21 protein-coding genes and 1 tRNA gene are annotated in these 23,335 nt (G+C 57.8%); 10 read left to right on the top strand and 12 right to left on the bottom strand.

The window, feature by feature from the left end; genetic code table 11:
• The first annotated feature begins 550 nt into the window (after positions 1–550).
• The 5 genes from BLQ12_RS06360 (at position 551) to BLQ12_RS06340 (ending at position 5,992) form a co-directional block, all read left to right on the top strand.
• A complete protein-coding gene (locus tag BLQ12_RS06360) occupies positions 551–2,179 on the top strand; it encodes a methyl-accepting chemotaxis protein (protein ID WP_092209409.1) in 1,629 nt (542 codons plus the stop codon).
• 243 nt (positions 2,180–2,422) lie between these two features.
• Positions 2,423–2,713 (top strand): YciI family protein, encoded by a 291-nt coding sequence (locus BLQ12_RS06355; RefSeq protein ID WP_092209407.1) that lies wholly within the window; start codon positions 2,423–2,425, stop codon positions 2,711–2,713.
• Positions 2,714–2,738: 25 nt separating this feature from the next.
• Entirely contained in the window at positions 2,739–3,287 is a 549-nt protein-coding gene (locus BLQ12_RS06350) for an HD domain-containing protein (protein WP_092209405.1), read from the top strand.
• A gap of 127 nt (positions 3,288–3,414) precedes the next feature.
• Positions 3,415–3,765: a potassium channel family protein gene (locus tag BLQ12_RS06345; RefSeq protein ID WP_092209403.1), complete on the top strand. Its 351-nt coding sequence runs from the start codon at positions 3,415–3,417 to the stop codon at positions 3,763–3,765.
• A gap of 547 nt (positions 3,766–4,312) precedes the next feature.
• Positions 4,313–5,992, top strand: coding sequence for a methyl-accepting chemotaxis protein (locus BLQ12_RS06340; RefSeq protein ID WP_254782003.1), 1,680 nt, complete (start codon positions 4,313–4,315; stop codon positions 5,990–5,992).
• Between the two features lie 14 nt (positions 5,993–6,006).
• Here the strand turns inward: BLQ12_RS06340 and BLQ12_RS06335 are convergent, their stop codons facing one another.
• From BLQ12_RS06335 to BLQ12_RS06290, 10 genes are all read right to left on the bottom strand, one after another.
• A complete protein-coding gene (locus BLQ12_RS06335; RefSeq protein ID WP_092209399.1) occupies positions 6,007–6,330 on the bottom strand; it encodes an antibiotic biosynthesis monooxygenase family protein in 324 nt (107 codons plus the stop codon).
• On the bottom strand, positions 6,318–6,812 hold the full coding sequence (locus BLQ12_RS06330) for a methylated-DNA--[protein]-cysteine S-methyltransferase (protein ID WP_092209397.1): 495 nt from the start codon (positions 6,810–6,812) through the stop codon (positions 6,318–6,320). Before BLQ12_RS06330 ends, BLQ12_RS06335 begins: the two co-directional genes overlap by 13 nt.
• Positions 6,809–8,287: a DNA-3-methyladenine glycosylase 2 family protein gene (locus BLQ12_RS06325; RefSeq protein ID WP_175469541.1), complete on the bottom strand. Its 1,479-nt coding sequence runs from the start codon at positions 8,285–8,287 to the stop codon at positions 6,809–6,811. The genes BLQ12_RS06330 and BLQ12_RS06325 overlap by 4 nt, the downstream gene beginning before the upstream one ends.
• Positions 8,288–8,486: 199 nt before the next feature.
• A complete protein-coding gene (locus BLQ12_RS06320; protein WP_226860042.1) occupies positions 8,487–9,167 on the bottom strand; it encodes an amino acid ABC transporter permease in 681 nt (226 codons plus the stop codon).
• A 269-nt stretch (positions 9,168–9,436) separates the two neighbouring features.
• A complete protein-coding gene (locus BLQ12_RS06315; RefSeq protein WP_175469540.1) occupies positions 9,437–10,201 on the bottom strand; it encodes a transporter substrate-binding domain-containing protein in 765 nt (254 codons plus the stop codon).
• Positions 10,202–10,836: 635 nt separating this feature from the next.
• Entirely contained in the window at positions 10,837–12,060 is a 1,224-nt protein-coding gene (locus BLQ12_RS06310; RefSeq protein WP_092209391.1) for a dicarboxylate/amino acid:cation symporter, read from the bottom strand.
• Positions 12,061–12,524: 464 nt separating this feature from the next.
• Entirely contained in the window at positions 12,525–13,823 is a 1,299-nt protein-coding gene (locus tag BLQ12_RS06305) for an L-cysteine desulfidase family protein (protein ID WP_175469539.1), read from the bottom strand.
• A gap of 531 nt (positions 13,824–14,354) precedes the next feature.
• A complete protein-coding gene (locus BLQ12_RS06300; RefSeq protein WP_175469538.1) occupies positions 14,355–16,166 on the bottom strand; it encodes a sigma 54-interacting transcriptional regulator in 1,812 nt (603 codons plus the stop codon).
• A gap of 114 nt (positions 16,167–16,280) precedes the next feature.
• The gene (locus BLQ12_RS06295; protein WP_139163876.1) at positions 16,281–16,718 is read right to left on the bottom strand and encodes a hypothetical protein; all 438 of its coding nucleotides are present in this window, start codon (positions 16,716–16,718) and stop codon (positions 16,281–16,283) included.
• Between the two features lie 214 nt (positions 16,719–16,932).
• Positions 16,933–17,574: a DUF1326 domain-containing protein gene (locus BLQ12_RS06290; RefSeq protein WP_092209383.1), complete on the bottom strand. Its 642-nt coding sequence runs from the start codon at positions 17,572–17,574 to the stop codon at positions 16,933–16,935.
• Between the two features lie 597 nt (positions 17,575–18,171).
• Between BLQ12_RS06290 and BLQ12_RS06285 the strand changes: the two genes are divergently transcribed.
• Positions 18,172–18,738: a YdgH/BhsA/McbA family protein gene (locus tag BLQ12_RS06285; protein ID WP_092209381.1), complete on the top strand. Its 567-nt coding sequence runs from the start codon at positions 18,172–18,174 to the stop codon at positions 18,736–18,738.
• 145 nt (positions 18,739–18,883) lie between these two features.
• On the opposite strand, the gene BLQ12_RS06280 is transcribed toward BLQ12_RS06285, so the two are convergent.
• A tRNA-Pro gene (locus BLQ12_RS06280) sits at positions 18,884–18,960 on the bottom strand.
• A 311-nt stretch (positions 18,961–19,271) separates the two neighbouring features.
• On the opposite strand from BLQ12_RS06280, the gene BLQ12_RS06275 reads away from it, so the two are divergent.
• Together BLQ12_RS06275 and BLQ12_RS06270 are read left to right on the top strand one after the other, a co-directional pair.
• Positions 19,272–19,838 carry a hypothetical protein gene (locus BLQ12_RS06275; protein WP_092209379.1) on the top strand — a complete coding sequence of 189 codons (567 nt, stop codon included), beginning with the start codon at positions 19,272–19,274 and terminating at the stop codon, positions 19,836–19,838.
• A gap of 25 nt (positions 19,839–19,863) precedes the next feature.
• Positions 19,864–21,642 carry a long-chain-acyl-CoA synthetase gene (locus BLQ12_RS06270; RefSeq protein ID WP_092209377.1) on the top strand — a complete coding sequence of 593 codons (1,779 nt, stop codon included), beginning with the start codon at positions 19,864–19,866 and terminating at the stop codon, positions 21,640–21,642.
• Positions 21,643–22,031: 389 nt separating this feature from the next.
• On the opposite strand, the gene BLQ12_RS06265 is transcribed toward BLQ12_RS06270, so the two are convergent.
• Positions 22,032–22,226, bottom strand: coding sequence for a hypothetical protein (locus BLQ12_RS06265; protein WP_092209375.1), 195 nt, complete (start codon positions 22,224–22,226; stop codon positions 22,032–22,034).
• Between the two features lie 318 nt (positions 22,227–22,544).
• Here BLQ12_RS06265 and BLQ12_RS06260 point away from each other — a divergent pair, with 318 nt between their 5' ends.
• On the top strand, positions 22,545–23,033 hold the full coding sequence (locus BLQ12_RS06260; protein ID WP_092209373.1) for a GNAT family N-acetyltransferase: 489 nt from the start codon (positions 22,545–22,547) through the stop codon (positions 23,031–23,033).
• Between the two features lie 84 nt (positions 23,034–23,117).
• A complete protein-coding gene (locus tag BLQ12_RS06255) occupies positions 23,118–23,303 on the top strand; it encodes a MerR family transcriptional regulator (protein WP_092209371.1) in 186 nt (61 codons plus the stop codon).
• The last annotated feature ends 32 nt before the right edge of the window (positions 23,304–23,335 follow it).

Here is a 23,335-nt window from a genome sequence, read left to right as displayed (position 1 = left end):
TCCGGGGGGTAAAGGCTGGGCCGTCGAGGACGGATGCCATCCTGAGAAACAATGGGGCTCCATGTGGTGGGTGCACATGTCGCCTGTTGCCGGGTTCATAAATAAAAATAAGGGGTGTGCCAGGTGGGGTGTGATACAGATCTGCTTGAAATTGGACGGGGTGGGACAGGTTTGACGGCTTTGGTGAACCGGTCGAAGCCTTTCGGCAACGATGGGCATTCATGTCGGTTGACCGCTCCCTGTCGGCGGGGTGAAGCAACGCGCATCCATGGTAAGGGGTTGATATGTCATCTTAAGTATTTTGCAGGGCGGGCCGGTCGGCCTTGCGGTCGGGTGGACAGACGGCCCGCTCGGTGGTGTGTTTTTGTCTTTTTGAGGAAGGAAAAGGCAGGGCTGGCATAGTTGTTGATATAACGAAAAAGTATAAGTGATAAGTGAAACAGTGGGCAGGAGGCCCCTTCCGGGATGCCGATGGATCAGGGTTGATCTGTGTCACAACGGGTGAGACAGGTATGTATACTAAAAATAAGTTGCAGCGGAGTTTGAAAAGATGAGTATCAAGGCCAGGCAGACGCTTTTGATGGTTGGGTTTTCGGTGATTGTTGTGTTTATGTTTTGCTCCACCGTGGTGGTGTCCGGACGGATGAAAGACGACGGACTCGTCATCAACCTGGCGGGCCGGCAGCGTATGCTGACCCAGAAAATGACCAAGGAGATCCTTGATTACACGTCCACCTCCGATGCCTCCCTTGCGGGCACCATCCGCAACACGGCCAAGGTGTTCGATCTAACCTTAAAGGCCCTCACCGACTCCGGCAACGCTCCTCTCACCCTGAACCTGAACACCACGGCATTCCGCCATTGCCCCGCAGCCCGCGGGGAGGTGCGCCACCGGCTTGAAAAGGTCTCCTCCCTCTGGGACGCTTTTTACGGCCACCTTGAGACCATTGTCTCAGGGGGCAGCGGGGCTGACGACAGCCTTGCCTGGGTCAAGGCCAATAACCTTGCCCTGTTGGGGGAGATGAACAAGGCTGTGCTCCTGATGCAGAAGGCCTCCGAGAAAAAACTCTCCCTTCTCTACACCCTTCAGATCGGCGGGGTCGCCGTGGGGTTTCTGGTCATGCTCCTCGGCATCCGCATGACCTTCGGGCTGTTGACCCGCCTTGCACGGGTGGAAAAGTTCTCCAGCCGCCTGGGCTCCGGTGACTTAAACGCCACCTCCGGCATCGACGGAGACGACGAACTCGGACGCATCGGCAGGAGTCTCGACGGCATGGCCGGAGAGATGAAGGTGATGCTCCAGGGGGTCGTGGACAACTCGAAAACCCTGTTTGTCACCTCAGGCGAGCTGAGCACCCTTTCAGGGGGCATGAATGTGAGCCTGTCGTCCATCGCAGGAAAGTCCCAGTCCGTGGCCGCGTCCGCCGAGCAGATGAGCGGCAACATGAACTCCGTGGCAGCCGCCATTGAAGAGGCTTCCACCAACGTCGGCATTGTGGCGGAGTCCGCCGGGCAGATGATGGAGACCATCGGCGAGATCGCCGGAAGTACGGGCAAGGCCACGGAAATCACCGCACAGGCCGTAAACCAGGCCGAGTCCTCGGCCACCCGCATCGCTTCCCTGGGCGAGGCGGCCAAGGAGATCGGCAACGTCACCGAAGCCATCACCGAAATCTCCGAGCAGACCAACCTGCTGGCCTTAAACGCCACCATCGAGGCCGCCCGTGCCGGTGACGCGGGCAGGGGGTTTGCCGTCGTGGCAAACGAGATCAAGGAGCTGGCCCGCCAGACCGCAGCAGCCACCGGAGATATCCGCACCCAGGTGAGCATGATCCAGGAGGCCACCCGGGATGCCGTCAGCGAAGTAACGGGCATCAACGAGGTGGTCCACGGCATCAACGAAGTGGTGGGGGGCATCTCCGCCGCCGTGGAAGACCAGTCCGTCACCACCCGCGAAATCTCCGAGAATATCGGGCAGGCTTCCCTGGGCATCCAGGAAGTGGCGGCCAACATTGCCGATACCTCGGTGGCTGTGGGCAGCGTGGCCCACGATATCACCGAACTGAACCGGGAGACCACAGGGATCAATGAGGGCAGCTCCAAAGTGGCCTCGGAGTCCTTTACCCTCAACCGCCTCTCCGAAGAGCTGCAGACCGCCGTGGGCCAGTTCCGCCTGTAGGGAAGAGGCCGTGAAGGGCCTTGGCCCGTGCATTCAATAAACCTTTGGTGAGGAAAGGGGCTTGCTCTGCCTGGCAGCCCCTTTTTTCGTGGAAGGAAATCCTTGAAGCTTTGCTTTGTCTGTGGTTCCCTTGTGCCGTTGTGATGCCTGGCTTCCTTAGGAAGCCCAGGGGCACGGAGGAACGGCTTGCAAATTCAAGTCCCCCCGTTTTCGTGATAGGATAAAGATGCAAAGGACCACCCAATGTATATTGTTTCCCTGACCTATGTGTGCGAGATGGACAAAGTAGACGCACACTTGGACGCCCACGTCGTTTTTCTCAAAAAACAGTATGAAAAAGGCCACTTCATCGCCTCCGGCCGCAAGGTGCCCCGTACCGGTGGAGTGGTCCTTGCGGACATGCCTTCCAGGGAGGCCCTTGATGCCGTGCTGGCCGAGGACCCCTTTTACACCGAGGGCGTGGCACGCTATGAGGTGACGGAGTTTGTCCCCTCCATGGCGGGCGACGGCTTCGAGTGCCTGCTGCCGACATAACCTTTATTTTTTAAGGATTGTACCCATGACTGTCTGGAATCAGGATCTTATCCTTGCCGCCTGGAATTTTGCCTCAAAGGCACACAACGGGCAGACCATGCCCGGCACCGATATTGCCTACATCAACCACATCGGTACGGTTTCCATGGAGGTGATGGCCGCCATCACCTCAGATCCCGCCTGTACCGACAACCCCAATCTTGCCGTACTCTGCGCGCTGCTGCACGACACCATCGAAGACACCGACATCTCCTTTGAGACGGTGGTCGAGGGGTTTGGCGCTGAGGTGGCGAAAGGCGTCCAGGCTTTGTCCAAGGACAAGGGGTTGCCCGGCAAGCGCGAACAGATGGCCGACAGCCTCGTTCGTATCCGGCAACAGCCCAAAGAGGTGTGGATGGTCAAGCTTGCCGACCGCATCACCAACCTCCAGGCCCCACCTTCCCACTGGAACCGGGAGAAGATCTCGTTTTACCGGGACGAGGCGAAAACCATCCTTGACGCCCTTGGTCCGGCCAATGCGACCCTGGCCGAGAGGCTTCGGAACAAAATCGAGAACTACGTGCAGTACTGCTGATTCCGGCCCGGTTTTTCGCGTTGTGGTCTGGAACAGGTGCCTTTTCTGTTGATCAATGATTTTATCTTTCGTATGAATCTCTTGCGGCTGCATTTACCCGGGTGAACCTCATGAAAGGCGCTTCCCTATGGAATTTACCCTGACATTCATTCGATTTCTGTTCTGGGCCCTTTACTTTGCGGCCCCTTTGATGCTGTTTTTACTGCTTGTGATCATCGCCCTGGGGCAGGGCGTGGGGCGCCTTGAAAAATGGGGTCGCTTCGACGCCCTCTACTGGACCTTCATCACGGCAACCACCGTGGGCTATGGGGACATGCGTCCCGTAAGGCGGATGTCCAGAACCCTTTCCGTGCTGATTGCCCTGACGGGCATCATGTTTACGGGAATCCTCGTGGCCATGACGCTTCATACGGCCACCATGGCCTTTGAAAGGCACGTGGACATGGGGATGGTCAAGGAGATCAAAAAGCAGATTTAAGCTAAGCGGCAGGGGCACACTGGCCCTGCCTTTACGCTTCCCCTGGTGGCCCCCGGGGCCATGGCGCACTCTCTGTTTGTGCGCAGTGCCTTTTCGATTTGTTTCCTTTCCGTGATACCTCGCTCCGATCATGCCCTTTCGCGATGTTTTCCCCTTCCCGACCGAATCCCGTTCTACACGCTGCTTGTCACATGACCCAAACCTCTGGCCACGGCAGTTCCGCCGCAGGCAACAGCATGCAGAGCCGTTTCACTTGAAATTATATTGCAAAAATAAAGAAAGAATTATTCAAGGCTGTTTTGGAATTGTCGATGGATGGAGTGTAGTATTGTGTCCGGGTTTCTTTATGTTCCTCTAAAACACACGCAGGCGGTTCCTGCCGATGAGCGCGTGTGATTGTTTTTTTAATATAGAGGCATACCCCGTTGGCGTGCGCAGGGGGCTCGGAAAAACCCATTGGGCAGCCCTTCAGGCAGCCGGTCCATGGCCGCTTCGTGATGGCTCTTGTGCCCCTCCTTTTGTGACCGATTGGTAAGGAATGATAGAGATGGTGTCTAAACTCAATGATGTGTCGGTAAGGGTCAAGCTGTTTGCGGGGTTCGGGATTGTCTGGGTGCTGTTTGCCGTTTCGGGGTTCTGCATCACCCGGTACACCCAGGCGACGGTGGAAGAGCTGACAACGGCTGAAGGTGAAGTCCTGCCCCATACGTTCAATTTTATCGAAACCAAACGGGATATCGAGCAGATCCAGGGCTGGCTCACGGACATCTCGGCCACCCGGGGGGCCCAAGGGTACGATGATGGCTTTGACGAGGCGAAAACCTACTACGACGATGCGGTCAGGCGCATCGCCTTTGCCGTTGACGAGCATGAGAAGTACGGTGAAGCCGAGACCGTGGCGTTGTTGAAACGGATGCAGGCAAGCCTGGACCGGTACTACACCATGGGGCAGTCCATGGCCCGGGCTTATATCGACGGGGGGCCGGAGCTGGGAAACCCCATGATGGAGAAGTTTGACCCCTTTGCCGAAGAGCTTACGGGCATGATCGACCACCTGGTGGCCCAACACGTGAAAGAGCTGGACAGCTCCCTTGCCACCATGCGGGAGCACAGCTCCCTGACGGCTCGCACCGTGTGGGTATCCATCGGCCTTGTGCTCGTGTTCTCCGTGGTGGTGGCCCTTGTCATCGCGCGGCCCATCGTCACCTCCCTGGCCCGGGCCGTTGATTTTGCAGACAAGATGGCGCAAGGGGACCTGCGCCAGCAGCTGGACATCCACCGCAAAGATGAAACCGGCCTGCTTGTTGAGGCCCTCAACAGCATGTCGTCAAACCTCAAGACCATGTTCGGAGACGTCCGTGACGGGGTGGCGGTGCTGACCTCCTCGTCTGCGGAGCTGTCCGCCGTGTCGGAACAGATCACGGCGAATTCGGATCGGACCGCGGAAAAATCCGGCACGGTGTCTGCGGCTGCCGAAGAGATGACCGGCAACATGAACCATGTGTCGGCATCCACGGAGCAGACCACCATGAGCATACAGATGATCGCCGCGGCCTCCGAGGAGATGACGGCCACCATTGAGGAGATTGCCGGAAACACGGCAAAGGGAAGTGAAATTACCCGAGGTGCCGTGGAGGAGGCCCGCATGGTCTCCGAAAAGGTGACGGAGCTGGGGAGCGCAGCCAAGGAGATCAATCAGGTGACGGAGGCGATCTCCGAGATTTCCGAACAGACGAATCTTCTGGCCCTGAACGCAACCATCGAGGCGGCGCGGGCAGGGGAGGCCGGGAAAGGTTTTGCGGTGGTGGCTGAAGAGATCAAGGTCCTTGCCCGTCAGACGGCCGAGGCCACAGGAGAGATCAAAGGAAAGATCGCCGGGATTCAGAACGTGACCGCGGATTCCGTTGCCGCCATCGAATCCATCGTGACGGTGATCCATGACATCAACCAGGTCGTGACCACCGTGGCCGCGTCCATTGAAGAACAGTCCGCCACCACCCGGGAGATTTCCCACAGCGCGGCCCAGGCCGCAGCCGGGGGCCAGGCGGTGAGCGACAACGTGGCCCAGGCCTCCTCCGCAGCGGAAGGGGTGGCCCGGACCATCACGGAGGTGAGTGGGGCCGCGCGGGAGATGAATGAGGGCAGCCTCCAGGTCCGCACCAAGGCCCGGGATCTTTCCGGCCTTGCGGATCAGTTAAGCGGCATGGTGGGCCGGTTTACCCTGTAATTGGGTGGCGGAGCTCATCCGGGGGCCTGGTCGCGTCTGTCGTGGGTGTAGTCCCTCACCACCTCGGCCACGCGGATGCGGTAGGAGGTAAAGAGGGAGTCTCTTCCTGTTTTCTGGGCTGTCCGGTGGTCCAGCATGGTGCGCCACTCCTCGATGGCGTCTTCGTCCTCCCAGAAGGAGAGGCTCAGGAGCTTTCCCTCGTCATTGAGGCTTGCGAATCGTTCAATGGAGATAAAGCCCCGTCGGCTCTCAAGGAAACCCCGGATCTCCGAGGCGATCTTGAGGTACCGGGCCTTGCCCTCCTCCTTTGGGGTGACTTCAAATATTACGGCAAACATGGGGTGGTTTCCTGCTCCAGTCGAATCAGTCTCTCTTTGATGGCAAGGCCGTGGGCAAACCCGGTGAGCTTGCCGCCTGCCCCGACCACCCTGTGGCACGGCACGATGAGGGGAATGGGGTTTTTGCTGTTGGCCATGCCCACGGCCCGTGAGGCGTTGTCGTTGCCCATGGCCGCCGCCACCTCTTTGTAGGTCCTGAGCTCACCGAAGGGGATTTTGGTGAGCTCGGCCCACACCCGCTTTTGAAACGCTGTCCCGGCAGGGTTCAGCGCCACATGAAACTCTTTCAGCTCCCCATTGAAATAGGCCAGGACCTGGCCGGCGGTCTCTTTAAAAAACGCGTCGTTTCTCTCCCACGCGGGGTCGATCTCAAAGACCCTTTTGCCTTCGCCCGTGCAGAGGTGAAGGTGGGAGAGTCCGTGGTGGTCGCCGGCTAAGATCACCCCGCAGAAGGGGGCATCAATGTGTGTGTAAAAGGTCATGGTGTTGCTTCCTTCTTGGGTTCCGGAGGACGGTTCCACAGGCACAGGGTGGCATAGCTTCGATAGGGACGCCATGCGTCGGCCCGGGCCTGGGCCTCTTTCGGGGTCGGTTTTTTGCCTTGGGTCAGGGCCTTGATCACCCCCAGATCGGAGGCGGGAAAGCAGTCTTTCATGCCCAGTCCCCGCATGGCAACGTAATGCACGGTCCAGTCCCCGATGCCTTTAAGGCTGGAAAAATCCCGGTGAAATGTTTCAAAGGGCTGGTTGACCGTCAGCTTTACCCGGCCGTCCCGAATGGCTTGGGCCGCGGTATGGACGGTGGCCCTTCGGGTGCGGGTGAGGCCCATGGCATCAAGGTCAAGGGCCAGCAGCTCGTCAGGGTCCGGGAAGAAGCGGGTCAGGCCCTCCGGGAACGTCCCGTCGGTTTTCAGGGCCGCCCTTTCTGCGATGCGCCCTGCAAGGGTGGTGGCAGCCTTGACCGTGACCTGCTGGCCGAGGATGGCGCGCACCGCGAATTCGAAGGGAGAAAAAGCCACCGGGAGCCTCGGGACATGCCCGTCGGCCATGCCCCGGGCCAGCTCAGGGTCCCGGCGAAGTGCCGGGTTGATCCTGGAAAAGTCGGTGTCGAGATCGAACATGGTGCGCACGCGGTTGTGGATTTCCATGAAACAGCGGATATCGTCGCAGCCGATTCGCAGTTCAAGGGCGGATACCTTCGGGGCGTGGGTGACGGTGAAGTACCCCCGGGCCGTGGCGGTGCGAAAGGTCCGGCTGTAGCTGTTTTCCGTGACCACTTCTACGCCGCTCACGGCACGTGGCCGGAGGAAATCGAGGATCCGGGAAAAGCCAACGGGGGAGCTGCAGGGGAGGCGCAGCAGGGTGTTGTGACCGGGGTTTCCGGTACCGGACTGCGGTGCGGGGGCTGCCTCCTGCCGAACCCGGGTGGGGGTGTTGCCGAAGACCTTTTTAAACACCTCGTTGAACTGACGGATGGATCCGAAACCCGAGGCGTAGGCGATGTCGGTGATGCTCTGGTCCGAGTAGAGGAGGAGTTTCTTGGCGAAGAGGGCCTTGTGATAGCGGGCGATGGTTACGGGTGGGGCGCCCAGGTTCTCCACAAAGAGCTGCCGCAGGTGCCGGTCCGATACCCCCACGGTTGCGGCCAGCTCCTGAAGGGAGTGGTCGTGGAGGTAACCGCCGTAGATTTTTTCCAGGGCCTCTTTCACCAGGAAGGTCCCGCGGATGTTCCCGTTGGTGTAGGCCACCTCCACATCGGGCCTGCAGCGGTAGCAGGGCCGGAACCCCTGTTCCAGGGCTTCGAAGATCGTGTGAAAGTAGGCCACGTTCTTCTCGTGTGCCACAGGGGACGGGCACGACGGCCTGCAGAAAATTCCGGTGGTTTTTACCCCGAAAAAGAACCTGCCGTCGTAGGTTTTGTCTTTGGACCGTCTTGCCTTGCTGTACTCCTGATGCATACCGCTTCCATTGGGGCTCTTGGGTTGTGCGGGCATGCGTGACAATGCGCTTTTTCAGGTGGTCTCGGCGTGCCCATGGGTTATGGAAAAGAGGGTGGGCACAAGGTGCACCCACCCCTTCCACGTCCATGGATATCGTTCCGGGCAATGCCCTGGCAAGCGGTTTTCGGAGATGGCATTTTATTTTTTTATGGAGGCGTTAGCCGTTGCCGGTGACGCCCAGTTTTCGTTCCAGGGCGGCCAGGGCCTGGGAAATGATAAAGGTCAGGGCCAGGTAGACCAAGCCGGCACCGAAGAGGAACTGGACATAGTCGTAATATCGGGCGCCCATGACCTTGGCGGAGTACATCAGCTCACCGGCACCGATGACGGAGACCAGGGAGGAGTCCTTTAAGAGGACGATGAACTCGTTGCACAAGGGGGGGATGATTTTGCGGAAGGCCTGGGGCAGGATGACGTCCCACATGGCGCGGCCGTGGGGCATGCCAAGGGACCGGGCTGCCTCCATCTGGCCGCTGGGCACGGCCTGGATCCCTGCACGGACAATTTCGGCCACATACGCCCCGGAGTTGATGCCCAGGGCGATGATACCGGCCTTGATGGGCGAGAACATGATGGGGTTCCCGGTGAGGGACAGGTAGATCTGGGGGAGGCCGAAATAGATGAAAAAGATCTGGAGCAGCATGGGGGTACCGCGCAGGACGTAGACATAGACACCGGCCACAGCGCGGATCAGGCGGTTTCTGGAGATGCGGCCCATTCCGGCCAGGCAGCCGAGGATAATACCGATGATCAGGGCCCCGGAGGTCAGCTGGATGGTGACCACGGCTCCTTTAAGCAAAAATAACTTGTGCTGCCAAACCAGCGCAAAATCGATCACTGTGATGGTCCTTCTATGGGGTTTCCGCCGGCGGGCCTGCCGGGGGGGGTAACTATTGGGTTGTCAGTTGAGGGGTGCGCACGGCACACCCGACGGGTGGCCCATGGCGGGATGCTGGTACGATTCGCATCCCCTATGGGTAATGGTGCATCCTGCAAGGACAACACCCCAACCGGATTGCCGGCTGGGGTGATATCATTTCACGATCAAAGCTGAGGCTCATACAGTACAAGGGGCGCAGCCGGTGACGGCCGGGCTCCGTTGCAATCCTATACGCCCCACTTGGTGCGGAGCTTGGTGATGGTGCCGTCGGCTTCGAGTTTCTTGATGGCCTTGTTGAGGGCGTCCAGGAGCTCGGGGGATCCTTTGCGCACGATGGCGGCGGTCTCTTCGTAGCTCAGGGGCTTGGCAAAGAGGGTGAACTCGGCTTTTTTGGCGTAGTTCTCAGCGATGGCTACGTCAAGGACCGCACCCTGGACCGCGCCGTTTTTCATCATCATCACGGCGATGTTGGCGTCGTCCACGATCTGTGCGTCGCAGCCTTCGATCTTCTTGGCCGCCTCAGCGCTGGTGGAGCCGATCTGGGCGGCAACGCGCTTGCCCACCAGGTCTTCAACGGTTTTTACGGGAGAGTCCGCCTTGGTGAGGACCGTGGAGCCGTTTTTGTAGTAGGGGATGGTGAAGTCGACGCTCTGCTTGCGCTCTTCGGTGACGGAGAAGCTGGACATGCCCAGGTTCACCTGTCCGTTTTTCACGGCAATGATGATGGAGTCAAAACCCATGGCCTGGAATTTGGTTTTAAGGCCCAGCTCGGCTGCCACGGCGTCGATGAGGTCAATATCAAAACCAACAATTTTGCTGTTGGCCGGGTCCACGCTTTCAAAGGGGGGGTAGTCGGGGCTGGTGCCGATGGTGAGGACGCCGGATTTTTTGATTTTTTCCCAGTTCTTGTCCGCGGCGGATGCCGTGGAGACCATTGCCATGCAAACCCCTGCCATGACCATGACGGTCAGCAGTTTTTTCAATCGTGCCATGTTCGTCTTCCTCCTGGTTATCATATGGAGACGGCCCCCAAACAGGCGGTTGCCCTCCGCGTCCCGGTGAACCGGGCCTTCGGCAAAAGGCCCCGAAGTGAGAGCCCTTGTCTTTGTCCCGTGGTGGAGAAGCGGCATCCTGCCTTTGATGGATCCGTCCAGTCAAATCAAAATTTTATTTAGTATGACTGAAGGGCTCGGATGTCAAGATGAAACCGGCAAAAGGCAGGGGGAAGGGACTGCAAGGTCCGGCAAAACAGAGACCTTCTCAAAGCGATACCTTCTATGGTTAAAGTGCATGGAAAAAAGCCTCCGGCGGCGAGGTGTGCCACCTCGAAAGCATATTGCGAATGCGCTTTCCCCTTCGTTCCTCAGGGAAAATCACATTCGCCTTTGATTTTGATTGGCCTGAATCTGTTTTTTTAAAGCCTGTTTGTTAAACTTTTTAAAAGTTTAGCCCCCGGCAGGGCCGCCGGAGGCAGTTTTAACTTGGCTGCCTCCGGCGGTATTGAACGCAGTTTGCCGCTGAGCCTTCCCCTTCGCTTATCGGGTTAAGGCCCAGCGGCATGTTTGATGGACTTGTCTCTTTGTTTTTGGGGTGCCCCCGGCAGACCCGCCGGAGGCAACCATTGGGGCTATTTGAGTTCGGTGCCGAGTCCTGCTTCGCAACCGCGCTCCTTCTGGAGCTCTCCGTTGCGGTTGAACAGGCCTTCGAGCATCAGGGAGAGGGCGCCGTCTCCGGTGACGTTGCAGGCGGTGCCGAAGCTGTCCTGCAGGGCGAAGACCGCCACGAGAAGGGCCACGCCCGCGGGATCGAATTGAAGGACCCCCACGACGATTCCAAGGGAGGCCATCACCGTGCCGCCGGGGACGCCGGGTGCGCCGATGGCAAAGATGCCGAAGAGCAGGATGAACAATGCCATGACGCTCACCGAAGGCAGGTGGCCGTAGAGCATCATGGAGATGGTCATGGCAAAGAAGGTCTCGGTGAGCACGGAGCCGCACAGGTGGATGGTGGCACCCATGGGGACCATGAACTCCACGGTGTCCTTGCTGAGCACACTGGACTTGGAGGCACAGGAGAGGGAGACGGGAAGGGTTGCCGCGCTGGACATGGTGCCCACGGCGGTGATGTAGGCCGGGGAGTAGTGCTTGACGACCTCGATGGGGTTTTTCCCCGAGATCATGCCCGCGATGAGATAAAGGATGGTCAGCCAGAGGAATTGCCCGACCAGCACAATGGCGATCACCTCCAGGAAGACGGGAAGCTGTTTGGTGAGGCTTCCCTCGTAGGCAAGGCAGGCAAAGGTGGTGGCGATAAAGACCGGAAGGACAGGGATGACAATGCGGTGAACAACCTGCATCATGATCTCTTCAAACTCGTTCATGAGCTTGGCAAAGGTCTCGGCCTTGGTCCAGATGGTTGCGCTGCCCAGCAGGATGGCGGTGACCAGCGCGGTCATCACCGACATGACCGGCGGGATGTTCAGCTGAAAAACGACCTCGGGCAGTTCCCTGAGCCCCTCCACCTGGGTGGCGATGGAAAGGTTCGGGATAATGAGATACCCCGCAACGGCAGCCATGGTGGCCGCACCGGCGGCGGACAGGTAGGCAAGGAGCACGCCCGCGCCGAGCATCTTGTTGGCATTGTTCCCGAGCTTGACGATGGACGGTGCAATAAATGCCATAATGATCAGGGGCACCGTGTAATAAATAAGCTGCCCGATCACATATTTTATGGTTGTAACAACTTCGATAACGGCCTCGTTGGCCACAAGTCCGATGACAATACCGGCGGCGATCCCGCCGATGAGCTTGATAATCAGTGCAAATTCGCCAAATCTGTTTTCCAATGACATCCTATCATCCCTCCTGGTTGAACATGTTGGGCTCGGGCAAAAAAGCATCCTGCGGGTGGACGTTCCGGGGCGTCTCAACGGTGAGGCGACTCCCTGTGGCGTCCATGTCGGCTGCAGCGTCTCCAATCGTCCTGCTGCCGATTGCCGTGCTTTCTATGCCGGGGCCTCTATTGCCTGGGGGGCGGCTTCCGGGCCAGGGGGCCCGAATCGTACCTGCCCTCCGTTTTTTTACACGTGTTTGTCAACTCCCTTGCATATGGGTTCCCCGGCAGGGTTGCCGGGGTGCTTTTCGTTGGCCAAGGTGACCATATAGCGCGATTCCGGCCATGTCCCGTGAAAAATAGGGGCCGGTTAAAATAGTTCCGATGTTCCGCAAAAAGGAACGCGATCCGGGCGGATGATCGCCGTGACCTGGGAGGGAAGAGTACCCTTCGGCGGGTCGCTTTTCCCCCTCCCTGCCCTTGTTATCCCACCTTTTTGTACTGTCTCTCCATGATATCGAGAATGGAGTTATTGGCACCGGCCAGGCCTGTGTTGCAGAGGTATCCGAGGTTTTCAAACAGCTGACGGAAGCTGAAGGCCAGGATGCCGTTGTCCTCATGGACGGCGACCCCTTTCTGGGCCAAAAGGGCCGCCTTGACGGCCCAGCTTGCCGACAGGGCCAGCTTGTAGGCGCACCCCTCTTTGCCGCCGTCACAGATCAGGCCCGTGATGCTGCCCACCATGTTGAGCATGCTTTTGAAGATCTGGCTTTCGCTTGCGCCCATCATGTAGGAAACCCCGGCACAGGCCCCGATACCCGCGGCCACGCCGCATCCGCACATGGCAGACAGGGTGCCTGTAAAGGATTTGATGTAGACGGTGATCAGGTTGCTGAAGGCCAGGGCCCGGAGCATGGCTTCGGGGGAGGCCTCGGTGGATTCGGCCACCCCGGCAATGGTCAAGAAAACGGTGATGCCGTGGTTACCGCTTCCCGCGCTGCTCATGGCCGGCAGGGTGGAACCGGACATCCGGGCTTCCGAGGCCGCCGCGCAGAGCATTTCCGCCTTGGTGACCATCTGGTCGTTTAAGATCCCCTCTTCAACGATCTTCTGGTACGCCTGACCGATGCCGCCGTCAAAGGAGAGGCCTTCTTTGGCCAGCATCATGTTCTTTTCGACCCCTTCCTGAAGAAAACGGATCTCATCCACCGGCACGGTATTGGAAAAGTCCAGCAAGTCTTTGAGGTCGTATGCCTGGATCAGTTTTTTGTGGGCCTGCTCGTCCACGGCACCGGGCTCTTCATGGGTAAGGTTGATCCCCTCCTCCACCTTGACGATGTTGTTGTGGCGATCCACGGCCATGACCTTGATCTGCCTGCCGTCGGTGAGGGTGACAAAGATCTCCACAAAGAGCCTGCTGCAATTGCCTTTGATGCACACGGAGATCAGTTCTTTTTCCACCAGGGCTTCCGCCTTTTGGTTTTGCTCCGGCTCGATGGTTTCCAGGACCCGCAGTTCCTTGTCCGGGGTTGCGATGACAAGGCCCAGGGCCGCGGCGATCTCCAGGCCCCGTTTCTTGATGCCCGGGATGCCCACGCGAAGGCCGTTTTTGAACAGGGCGGCATCCACGCAGACCTCAACCGCTTTGATCATGGAGAGGTCCTTGATTTTAGCCCCCGCCACAGAGGCTGCGTATGCCACGGCAATGGGCTCGGTACACCCTGTGGCCGGGACAACTTCCCGCTTTAAGATCCCAACCAATTCGTAATAATCGGTGGCCATGTTCTGACTCCTTTCTATGGTTCGTACGTGTCGTACATGATCGTTCAAGGTTTTTTGTTTTCGTTCCATGACTAAGGGCAAGGAGCATGCCATTTTTGACGAAGGGGGGGCATATCGCCCCAAATTTTGCGTTTGGATATGGCGGATGGGTGATGTAAGTGCTCGAAGAAAGGAGACGTTTGTCCGGTGCGGCGCAGGCGGGACCAACGCCTTGTGTCGGAGTGCCATGGGAAGGGTACAAGAAGCTTAGTTTCACATGTGCTACAAAAATTTGTGTCAGATGTGATACTGTATCAATGTTGAAACAAAACAAGTAAAAAGCAAGGCCTTCGGCGACTGTGCCGGGGGCCAAGCTTTTAAAAAGTTTGATAAAAAAGCCTTGAAAGTAGATTCAGTTTAACCTGAATCAAAGGCGAATGTGATTTTCCCTGAGGAACGAAGGGGAAAGCGCATTCGCAACCTGCTTTCGAGGTGGCACACCTCGCCGCCGGAGGCATTGCTTTTGTTTTTTCCTCTGCAGTAAGGCCTGCGTCAGGAGCGAGGGATGGTGATGGCGTGTTTGCGGAGTCTTCGGTAGAGGGTGGTGCGGCTGATGTTGAGGTCCCGGCAGACGTTTTTGACGATCTCTTTGTGTTTCAGGTCGCTGTAGGCATCGATCTTTTTCCGAATCAGATCTTTTTCCACCAGATTCATATCCGTTGAGAGGGTGGCGCCGGTGTGGTTGATGGGAATGCCCACGGAGCCGGAATGGGCACGGGGCTCTTTTCTGCCGCCGGAGAGTCTTCGTTTGATGAGGTCTTCGTGGATCTCGTTGCCGGTTTCAAAGTTGACGGCATACTCCAGGATGTTTTGCAGCTCCCGGACATTACCGGGCCAGGCGTAGGCGGTGAAGAGTTTCTCCGCGTTCCGGGAGAGTTTTTTGACTGTTTTGTTGAACCGGAGGTTGTACTGCCCGATATAGAATTGGGAGAGGTAGACGATGTCGTCGTACCGTTCACGTAAGGGGGGGATGTGGATGGGGATGATGTTGAGCCGGTAGTAGAGGTCTTCCCGGAAGGTGTTTTCCTCGATGCGTTCCCGCAGGTCGGCGTTGGTGGCTGCGATGATGCGGATGTCGATTTTTCGGGTCTCGTTGCTGCCCACCCGGCAGATCTCTTTTTCCTGCAGCACCCTGAGGAGTTTCACCTGAAGGGCGTAGGGCATCTCGCTGATCTCGTCCAGGAAGAGGGTGCCTTCGTCAGCCCCTTCGAACTTGCCGATGCGGGTGTTGATGGCACCGGTGAAGGCCCCTTTTTCATGGCCGAAGAGCTCGCTTTCCAGGAGCTCGTCGGGGATGGCCCCGCAGTTGATGGCGATAAAGGCGTTGTCCCGCCTTTTGCTTCTGTTGTGGATGGCTCGGGCAAAGAGCTCTTTGCCGGTGCCGCTTTCGCCGTAGATGAGCACGTTGGAGTCGGACTCGGCGGCTTTGGTTGCGGTGGCCTTGGTGTCCAGGAGGCTCTCGGACACGGTGAGGATGCTGTCGAAGTCCACGCTGACCTGGTTCTGCTGGGTGTAGCGGATCATCTTTTTTTCGAAACGGATGAATTCATGGAGCTTGACGATGAACTCGCTGCCCTTGGTATCCATCAGGTACACCGAGGCGATGAGGGTGTATGCCTGGCCGTGGAACCGGATACGGATTTTCCTGTTCTCCACGACCTCCCTGTTCAGGGCCTTGTCCTTGAGCTGGCCCCACAGGTCTGCCAGGAATCCCCCGGCATCGGTGATGGCCAGTTCGGCCAGGAGCTGCCTCAGGGGATCATTTTTGTAGAGGATGTCCCCTGTGCGGTTGAAGACCACCAGGGCCTCCTGCATGGTGTTGAGGATGGTCTTGAGCCGGAGGGCCAGGAGCTGGTTCTCCTTTGACATCCTCTCTTCCGAGAGTTTGGCTTCCAGGAGCTCGGCCATCTTCTGGATGAAGTTGATATACTGGGCCTTGTTCCGGATAATCTTGTCCCGCTGCTCGTCGCTGAAGGCAATGACCCCGATGACACCGATGGGCACATCTCCCCGTTTAAGGGGCATGCACACCTCCGCCTTTTCGCTGCACCGCCCCCGCCTTTCGCACACCGCGCAGATCTCGCTCTCCCGGGCAGTCTCCACCACATAGTGCCGTCCGGTTTTCAGGGCGTACCCGAAGGCTGTCTGCTCCTCGATCTTGAGGCCGATCCGGTCTTTGTAGATGCCCGTCCCGGCAATGCGCACCATGTTGCTGTCCATGACGGTGACATCGATATTGACCACCGCCTCAATGGCCTCCGCCACCTTCTGGGCAATCACGGCAAATATTTTCTGGGTTTCCATGGGTAACGTCTCCAACTTCATCCTGTGCGGCAATCCAAGTGAACAGGAAAAACGTACCACACCATGGGGGGGCAGATGTGGATTTTTCACCTTTGCATCTGGTTTGCCGGAAATCTAATCCTCTTCGAATATGATGTGGGCCGCACCGGCGTCACTCAAACCATCCATGATTATCTGCCGCTGATACCCATGCAGTACAGGTTGCAGCTCGTCGACGCCGCGTACAATAAACGTGGGGCGTATCATGGCAAACTTTGGTGAAATGGATGCGGTGCAATGCTTTAAAAACGCTGAGAGGCACTGGTATTTGTCGCGGCTCCCATCCTCTGCATGATGCGTGGCAAACAGATCAACTTTAAAGGACTCAAAAGCCCTGGCCGGTACCTCACCCACAGAGGTGATACGGGCGTTTTCACCCTTGGAAAGATAGATATAGGTGTGAATTTTTTGGGTTACGTTACCCTTCGTGAAGGTGAAGGACTCACGTGAAATATCGACATCTATCTTTGCTGAAAATTTCAGGAGGAAATTATCTGGTGTTACGCTTTTCATAATGTATATCACGGGCTTTCACCGGAAGGGCCATGGGCACCAAACCGGTACAAGAGGTTCAACAGGCTGAAAAACGGGAATGCCACCGGAACGGTATTGCGGAGTTATTTGCTAAAAGCGACCCTGCCGGAGGCAGCTGAATAGTTACTATGAATCTTTTGAAAAGGGAACGCCCCCGGCAGGGTTACCGGGGGCAGCTCCTTTTTTTTTCAGGTTACTGCAAGGTCCCCGAGGCATCGATTTTGGAGGTGAGGCCGTTGGTCCCGGTGTGCTTGAACTCTTTGCCTTTGCTCTTGTGGGTCAGGGTGACGGCTTTGTACTGGGTATGGTCTTCCATGAAGGGCACGGGAAGGTTTTTAATGCGGATGGGGTTGCCGTTTAAGCCTTTCATCTTTTTGATCTCTACCTTGGAGGCCGGCACCGAAAAGGTGACCCAGGTGTCGGTTTTATCCACGGCGATGGGAACCCTTTCTTCAGAGAGGATTTTTGACCCGCCGGAATAGATGATGCCGAAGGTCTCGTCCAGTTTCAGGAGTTCCACCACGGCCTTGGCCTGTTCCACCGAGGCGTTTTCATCGACGTACACCTTCAGCCATTTCCCGAGGCTGAAGGCCGTGACCACGGAGACACCGCCCAGGTCCACGTCTCCGTAATGGCCCTCCTTGATCTCGATGAGGTTGTTGCCCTCACAGTAGCCCCGTGTCGGGGGAGAGCCGAAAAGGCAGGGGCAGGTCGGGTTGCAGCTGCAGCTCTCCGTGTAATCGGCTTTGATCGACCAGCCCTGTGCCTGTACCGTGGCCGCTGTGATGCCCATCATAAAAAGGGCCAGCACCCATAGTGTGATGTGATGTTTCATGATTCATTTTCCTCTGACGGATGAATGCATGCCGGATTCCCAGGCATGAAGGTGCCCGGTCATCATTTTTTTTCGAGTCGATGACGGCGTGTTGCCGTCACCATGGAGGCTGAACGGGAAAAGCGGAAGGGGCGATACGAAGGGTCGGCTGTCCTGCCGGAATGGAAGCCATGACAATCAGGCTTGGTGCGGATTCACGGGGAAACACAACGGGGGATTACGCGCACATGCTATCTGTTAAAAATACACCACGGTCCTTTGTATATCAACATCGAATCCCCTGGTTTTTTCCTTGAATATACGGCGGGGGGCGAGTGCCTTCCCATTTGACAAAAGGGGCGTGGCCCCATAAGGATAGTAAACTGATCACCGTGTCCCGCTGCCCCTGGTTTCAGGGACCTGCCGGGTTTGTCGCCCCATGGCTGGCCTTTGGGCCGGCAGGGTGTGGCACGGGAAACGGGGCTCGCCCGGGGCCCGGGCAATCACCACAGGGGATGCCGGTCCCTTTGAGGTGGTGGCAATTGCCGGTATGCGCCGGCATGTCTTATTGATTTGTCTTACAGACCGTATGAACCCATTGGAGTTGAAGGAATGATTATGTGTGACATCACGAAGGCCCGGATGAACCCTCTGATGAGGGCAACAATTGTAGTGTCTCTTCTGATCCTGCTGAGCGGTTGCGGAATGATAAAAGAGTGGCGAAAGCCTGAACCGCCCAAGCCCACCTACAAGTATATCCCCAGCGTCGGTGACAGCGTGCGGTTTGTGGTGCTGCCGTTCAACAACTACATCAACCAGCTGGAGTTTGCCGCCAAAGTCGAGAACCTTCTCCTCGACGCCGGGTTGAACCTCGTGGCCCCGCCGCGCGGGACCAAGACCGTTGAGGAGCGAAAGGGCGCGGGCTTTCCCCGGTCCGCCGCAAGCGGCAAAGCGATGAAGACCGTCCGTATTGAGAGGTACATCGTCTCCGATGCAGTGGATGCCGAATACATGGTGGAGACGATGCTGAAAGACTCCTATGGGACCATCAAATTTACCCGGCTGAGCGACCACAAGATCATGGGCGTCATCACCTTGAGCGGGTCAAAGAAAAAGTTCAAAAAGGAGTTGTACAAAAAGCTTGAGGGCATGCGGTTTGTCTCAAGGACCATTGTCCACGGGTAGCATGGGCTGAGGAACAGGCCAGAGGTAGCCTCCGGCGGCCCTGCCGGAGGCGAACCGAGTGGGTATAGCGCCCCCAAAAAAAGAGCAAAAAAAAAGGATCTGATCGGTTGCGATCAGATCCTTTTGTATTTTTTGTGTCGTGTTTTGGTCGGGGCGAGAAGATTCGAACTTCCGACCCCTTGACCCCCAGTCAAGTGCGCTACCAGGCTGCGCTACGCCCCGCCAAAAACAGAACGGGTTATACGCCCTTGAGCGGCGTGATGTCAAGGGAAAAGGGCCAGGGGGTTCGGTTTCCTGCCTTATGGCCCGGAGAGCCAGCCGGCGCATCGTTTCTTCCAGCCGGGACGGGGGCGGGGCTTTTTACAACAGAATGGTAAACAATGATTATTGTTGTTATGGTAATTGGCGCCTGGGGTCGGTTGGTTTTGGGGTGGGGCCCCGGTGGCGTTCTGTGTGGCGGGGCGTCTCCCCACGGGCAGGGCGAGTGTGCTTTTACTTGCAGTTCCAGACCGCTTTTCAATTGAGGAGGGCCCATGAGCGAAGTGCAACGGCAAAAGTGTCTGCAGGCGGTGACCCGGAAGCTGGTGATGGTGACAACGGGGTGCCTGGTCTTACTGGCTGTCTTCTTTTATGCCGTCAGCCCGTCTGAGGCGACGCGGACCTACCTGGTGAGTTACGTGTTCATGGCGGGGCTGATAGGTGGCTTTGTCAGCATCCAGCAGCGGCTGCCTTCCCTGGGCTTAGATGAGCTGCGGGAGCTCTCCAACTCCTGGTTTTCCATCCTCCTTATTCCCATCAACGGGGGTGTGTTCGCCCTGGTGCTCATGATCCTGTTTCTCTCCGGCATACTGGAGGGGGCCATGTTTCCCGAGTACACCCACGGGGTCATCAACCACGACGACCTGGTGGGCAGCTTTGCCCAATGGCTCAACACCACCTTTCCAAAAAGCGGGCCGGACATCGCCAAGCTTCTCTTCTGGTCCTTTGTGGCCGGATTCAGCGAACGCCTGGTGCCCCAGATCATCCGGTCCGCCACCCACAATCTCAGGGAGACCCGCGATAACGAAGAAGAAGAGACACCGCCTGTCTCTGAAACATAAATCACCCAGCAGATGAAGGAATGCTATGAGTCAGGTTAAGCAATGTGTGTCCATGGTCAAGGGGGCCCTGGGGCCGTTTTTTCTCTCACCTTCAAGCCGGAAAAATGTGGGGATTGTCCTTGAGCGCCAGGCGGCAAAACGTCCCAGTCAGGCCCTGATCCGCTTCGAAGACCGGGAGGTGACCTACCTCCAGGCCAATGAGCTGGCCAACCGGTATGCCCGGCTGTTTCTCTCCCGGGGTTTTGCCAAAGGGGACACCGTGGCGCTGCTTATGGGAAACCGGCCCGAGTACCTCATCATCCACGCAGGCCTTGCCAAGATCGGGGTGGTGCCCGCCCTTGTCAACACGAATATCCGGGGGCGGGTCCTGGCCCATGCCCTGAACATCGTGGAGGCCAGGGCGGTGATCGTAGGCCTTGAGCTGGCAGAGGCCTACGACGCCGTTGCCGCTGAGGTGAATGTGCCGGGGCCGGTGTTCGTGGAGAAGGAGGGACTGGCGGCTCCCACCCCGTCAGGTATGGAGGACCTTGCCCCCCTGATTGCCGACCAGCCCGACACCAATCCCGTTCCTCCTGAGCCCGTGGTGGCTGCGGATACCCTGGAGTACATCTACACCTCCGGTACCACGGGCATGCCCAAGGCCACGGTGTTGACCCATCGCAAGTGGTTTCAGATGGGGTATGCGGCGGGTGGGTTCGCCATGAACGTGATTCCCGGGGATGTGCAGTACCTCTGCCTGCCCCTCTACCACAACAGCGGTGTTAACATCGCCTGGCCCCATTCTCTCATGTGGGGAGGGACCGTGGCCCTTGCACGGAAGTTTTCAGCGGGGCGGTTCTGGGACGATGTGAGGCGGTTCAAGGCGTCTCACTTTATCTACGTGGGAGAGCTGTGTCGTTACCTCTACAACCAGCCCCCCCGGCCCGACGACAAGGACAACCCCCTGCGGGTGATTCTGGGAAACGGTATGCGGGCGGAGTACTGGGAGGCGTTTCAGGAGCGGTTCGGCATCGAAAAGGTTCTGGAGGTCTACGGCGCCACCGAAGGGGTGGGGGGGCTGATGAACCGAAAAGGGGTTCCCGGAATGATCGGACAGCTCTCCCTTGCCGGCATCGTGCGCATGGGGGAACTGGCCCGCTGCGATGTGGAAACCGGTGAGATCCATCGCGACGCCAGGGGCTTTGCGCAAAAATGCGCGGTGGGAGAGACGGGGATGTTTCTTCCTAAGATCAGCCGTATCAACCAGTTTTCCGGATACAAGAACAACAAGGCGGCAACCAGTGAAAAGATCCTGAGCGATGTCTTTGTCCCGGGGGACCGCTATTTTCTGAGCGGCGATTTGATGCAGCTTCACGACAAGGATTACGTCTCCTTTGTGGATCGGCTGGGGGATACCTTCAAGTGGAAGGGAGAGGTGGTCTCCACCAACGAGGTGGGGGACCTTCTTTTTCGGTTCGGGGATATCGAAGACGCCAATGTCTACGGGGTGGAGGTGAAGGGGTCAGAGGGCAGGGCGGGAATGGCTGCCCTGACCCTTCTCCCGGGCCGCGAGATCGACCTTGCGGCCCTGGGGGCCTATGTGGCGGAGCACTTGCCCGTGTATGCCCGGCCCTGGTTTTTGAGGATCCGCGAGCAGTGCGATGTGAGTGTCTCCTTCAAGCAGCAGAAGGTGACCCTGAGAAAAGAGGGGTTTGACCCCGGGCAAATCGACGATCCCCTCTATTTTTATCATCCGGGCCAAGGGTATCTTCCCCTCACAAGGGCGCTCTATGACGATATTCAGGGGGGTGAGGTGCGTTTTTAAGGCCGGTCGCATGGGACATACACGCTGAGCCTGAGGAACGAAGGCACAAGAGTACTCCCGAACCTGGGGTCAAGGGGCTCAGCCCCTTGCCGCCGGATGCAGTCCGGTTAAAGATGCCTCCGGCGGCCCTGCCGGGGGCCAAACTTTCGAAACGTTTGATAAACAGGTTTTAAAAATAGACTCAGGCCAACCAAAAATAAAGGCGAATGTGATTTTCCCCGAGGAACGAGGGGGAAAGCGTATTCGCAACCTGCTTTCAAGGTGGCACACCTTGCCGCCGGAGGCTTTTTTCCATACACTTTAACCAGAGAAGGCATGCTTCTTTGCTTCGTTTTTGCATCGTGCCGAGGGGCAGGCTGGAAACAGAAGGGACCGGCTTGTGTCCGTCCTTATGCGGCAAGGCATAAGAAGGGGCATAAACCGGCCCCGCAGGGCTCCCAGTTGCGCTTGTGCTTTTCCCGTCGTCGGTATTTGGACTTGTCGGCAAAGGTTTTGGACGGTGGGGCCGTCGGGATGCGGCCCATCTGCCGGGTGAGGTCCACCTGGCCTGTGATGGGTTTTTGTTTTTTTCGTTTTTTCCCCATGGAACGCTCCGTGTGATGCTGGGTTGTGTCTCTGCGCGCCGGGCCCTGTGCCCGGCGGCGGTATTGATTACGGGACCATACGTCATCAAGACGTTTGTATCAATGGCTTTTCGCGCCATGGGACCCCTCCTTCTATCGGTATACAGCTTCGACATCTTTGCTGATCCCCGGAAAAAGAAGCGAATGTGTGGACGTGTCGCCCGTAAGGGGGTATCTCGAAAGAGAGACGCGGCGTTGGCTGCTTGGTCGGGCCGCCTTTTTCAGGGCCTTGTTATTTGTTTGCCGCGGCAGGGATGCCGCCATGGAGCTGGACACATCATGTCATATGTCATCGAAGAGATCCGTCCGGAATGGGACGGTGTTATTTGTGAGATCATCAAACAGACCGGCGCTGAGTTCGGGGCTGTGGGGGAAGGGTTCGGGCCTTCGGATCCTGAAGTCACGGCCATGAGCCGCCACTACACCCGGGACGCAGGGAGCCTTTACCTCATCGCGCGGGTGGGGAACCGGGTGATAGGGGGCTGCGGGGTGGCCCCGTTTCAGGGGAGCCGGGAGGTCTGCGAGCTGCGCAAGCTCTTTCTGCTGCCCGAGAGCCGTGGTCTGGGGGCGGGCAGGGCCCTTGCCGAGAAGTGCCTGGCCTTTGCCGAGTCCGCGGGCTACCGTCGCTGCTACCTGGACACCCTGCTCACCATGACCTCTGCCATTTCCCTGTACGAGGCCCTTGGCTTCAAGCATTTGGACAGGCCCCTTGACGGCACCATCCACGGGGGGTGCGATGTTTGGATGCTGAAGGAATTTTCCGGTTGACCCGATTATGGCTTCACAGTTTATACCCTTTCCTGTCATGGCCGTGACGCATCCAAAAACACATGAACGGTAAGGAAAAAGACCATGGAAAAAAATGTCAGCAAAGAGCAGTGGGTTGCCATGTTTCAGGAGATCGGGTTGTCCGAAGAGCAGATGATGGCATGGCACCAAGTGTTTGAAACGCGTCACCCGGAGGTCCACGACCAGTTCCTGGCGTGGCTGGGGATGTCCGAGGCGGACATCGTTGATGTCAGGAACCGCTGCCGATAGGGACTAAATCAGAGATAAAATAAGCACGCCTC

The organism is Desulfoluna spongiiphila, from assembly GCF_900101345.1.
Classification (GTDB): Bacteria; Desulfobacterota; Desulfobacteria; order Desulfobacterales; family Desulfolunaceae; genus Desulfoluna; species Desulfoluna spongiiphila.
The sequence above is the reverse complement of the archived record's forward strand: the minus strand, read 5'-3'. Positions and strand labels throughout refer to the sequence as shown.

What these genes read in the sequence shown, in the direction of transcription:
- BLQ12_RS06285 (WP_092209381.1), top strand. Translation starts at nt 18,172, where the DNA reads ATGTGTGACATCACGAAGGCCCGGATGAACCCTCTGATGAGGGCAACA.
- BLQ12_RS06325 (WP_175469541.1), bottom strand. Translation starts at nt 8,287, where the DNA reads ATGCATCAGGAGTACAGCAAGGCAAGACGGTCCAAAGACAAAACCTAC.
- BLQ12_RS06300 (WP_175469538.1), bottom strand. Translation starts at nt 16,166, where the DNA reads ATGGAAACCCAGAAAATATTTGCCGTGATTGCCCAGAAGGTGGCGGAG.
- BLQ12_RS06310 (WP_092209391.1), bottom strand. Translation starts at nt 12,060, where the DNA reads ATGTCATTGGAAAACAGATTTGGCGAATTTGCACTGATTATCAAGCTC.
- BLQ12_RS06315 (WP_175469540.1), bottom strand. Translation starts at nt 10,201, where the DNA reads ATGGCACGATTGAAAAAACTGCTGACCGTCATGGTCATGGCAGGGGTT.
- BLQ12_RS06340 (WP_254782003.1), top strand. Translation starts at nt 4,313, where the DNA reads ATGGTGTCTAAACTCAATGATGTGTCGGTAAGGGTCAAGCTGTTTGCG.
- BLQ12_RS06335 (WP_092209399.1), bottom strand. Translation starts at nt 6,330, where the DNA reads ATGTTTGCCGTAATATTTGAAGTCACCCCAAAGGAGGAGGGCAAGGCC.
- BLQ12_RS06350 (WP_092209405.1), top strand. Translation starts at nt 2,739, where the DNA reads ATGACTGTCTGGAATCAGGATCTTATCCTTGCCGCCTGGAATTTTGCC.
- BLQ12_RS06360 (WP_092209409.1), top strand. Translation starts at nt 551, where the DNA reads ATGAGTATCAAGGCCAGGCAGACGCTTTTGATGGTTGGGTTTTCGGTG.
- BLQ12_RS06290 (WP_092209383.1), bottom strand. Translation starts at nt 17,574, where the DNA reads ATGAAACATCACATCACACTATGGGTGCTGGCCCTTTTTATGATGGGC.
- BLQ12_RS06260 (WP_092209373.1), top strand. Translation starts at nt 22,545, where the DNA reads ATGTCATATGTCATCGAAGAGATCCGTCCGGAATGGGACGGTGTTATT.
- BLQ12_RS06305 (WP_175469539.1), bottom strand. Translation starts at nt 13,823, where the DNA reads ATGGCCACCGATTATTACGAATTGGTTGGGATCTTAAAGCGGGAAGTT.
- BLQ12_RS06355 (WP_092209407.1), top strand. Translation starts at nt 2,423, where the DNA reads ATGTATATTGTTTCCCTGACCTATGTGTGCGAGATGGACAAAGTAGAC.
- BLQ12_RS06295 (WP_139163876.1), bottom strand. Translation starts at nt 16,718, where the DNA reads ATGAAAAGCGTAACACCAGATAATTTCCTCCTGAAATTTTCAGCAAAG.
- BLQ12_RS06275 (WP_092209379.1), top strand. Translation starts at nt 19,272, where the DNA reads ATGAGCGAAGTGCAACGGCAAAAGTGTCTGCAGGCGGTGACCCGGAAG.
- BLQ12_RS06270 (WP_092209377.1), top strand. Translation starts at nt 19,864, where the DNA reads ATGAGTCAGGTTAAGCAATGTGTGTCCATGGTCAAGGGGGCCCTGGGG.
- BLQ12_RS06255 (WP_092209371.1), top strand. Translation starts at nt 23,118, where the DNA reads ATGGAAAAAAATGTCAGCAAAGAGCAGTGGGTTGCCATGTTTCAGGAG.
- BLQ12_RS06265 (WP_092209375.1), bottom strand. Translation starts at nt 22,226, where the DNA reads ATGGGGAAAAAACGAAAAAAACAAAAACCCATCACAGGCCAGGTGGAC.
- BLQ12_RS06345 (WP_092209403.1), top strand. Translation starts at nt 3,415, where the DNA reads ATGGAATTTACCCTGACATTCATTCGATTTCTGTTCTGGGCCCTTTAC.
- BLQ12_RS06330 (WP_092209397.1), bottom strand. Translation starts at nt 6,812, where the DNA reads ATGACCTTTTACACACACATTGATGCCCCCTTCTGCGGGGTGATCTTA.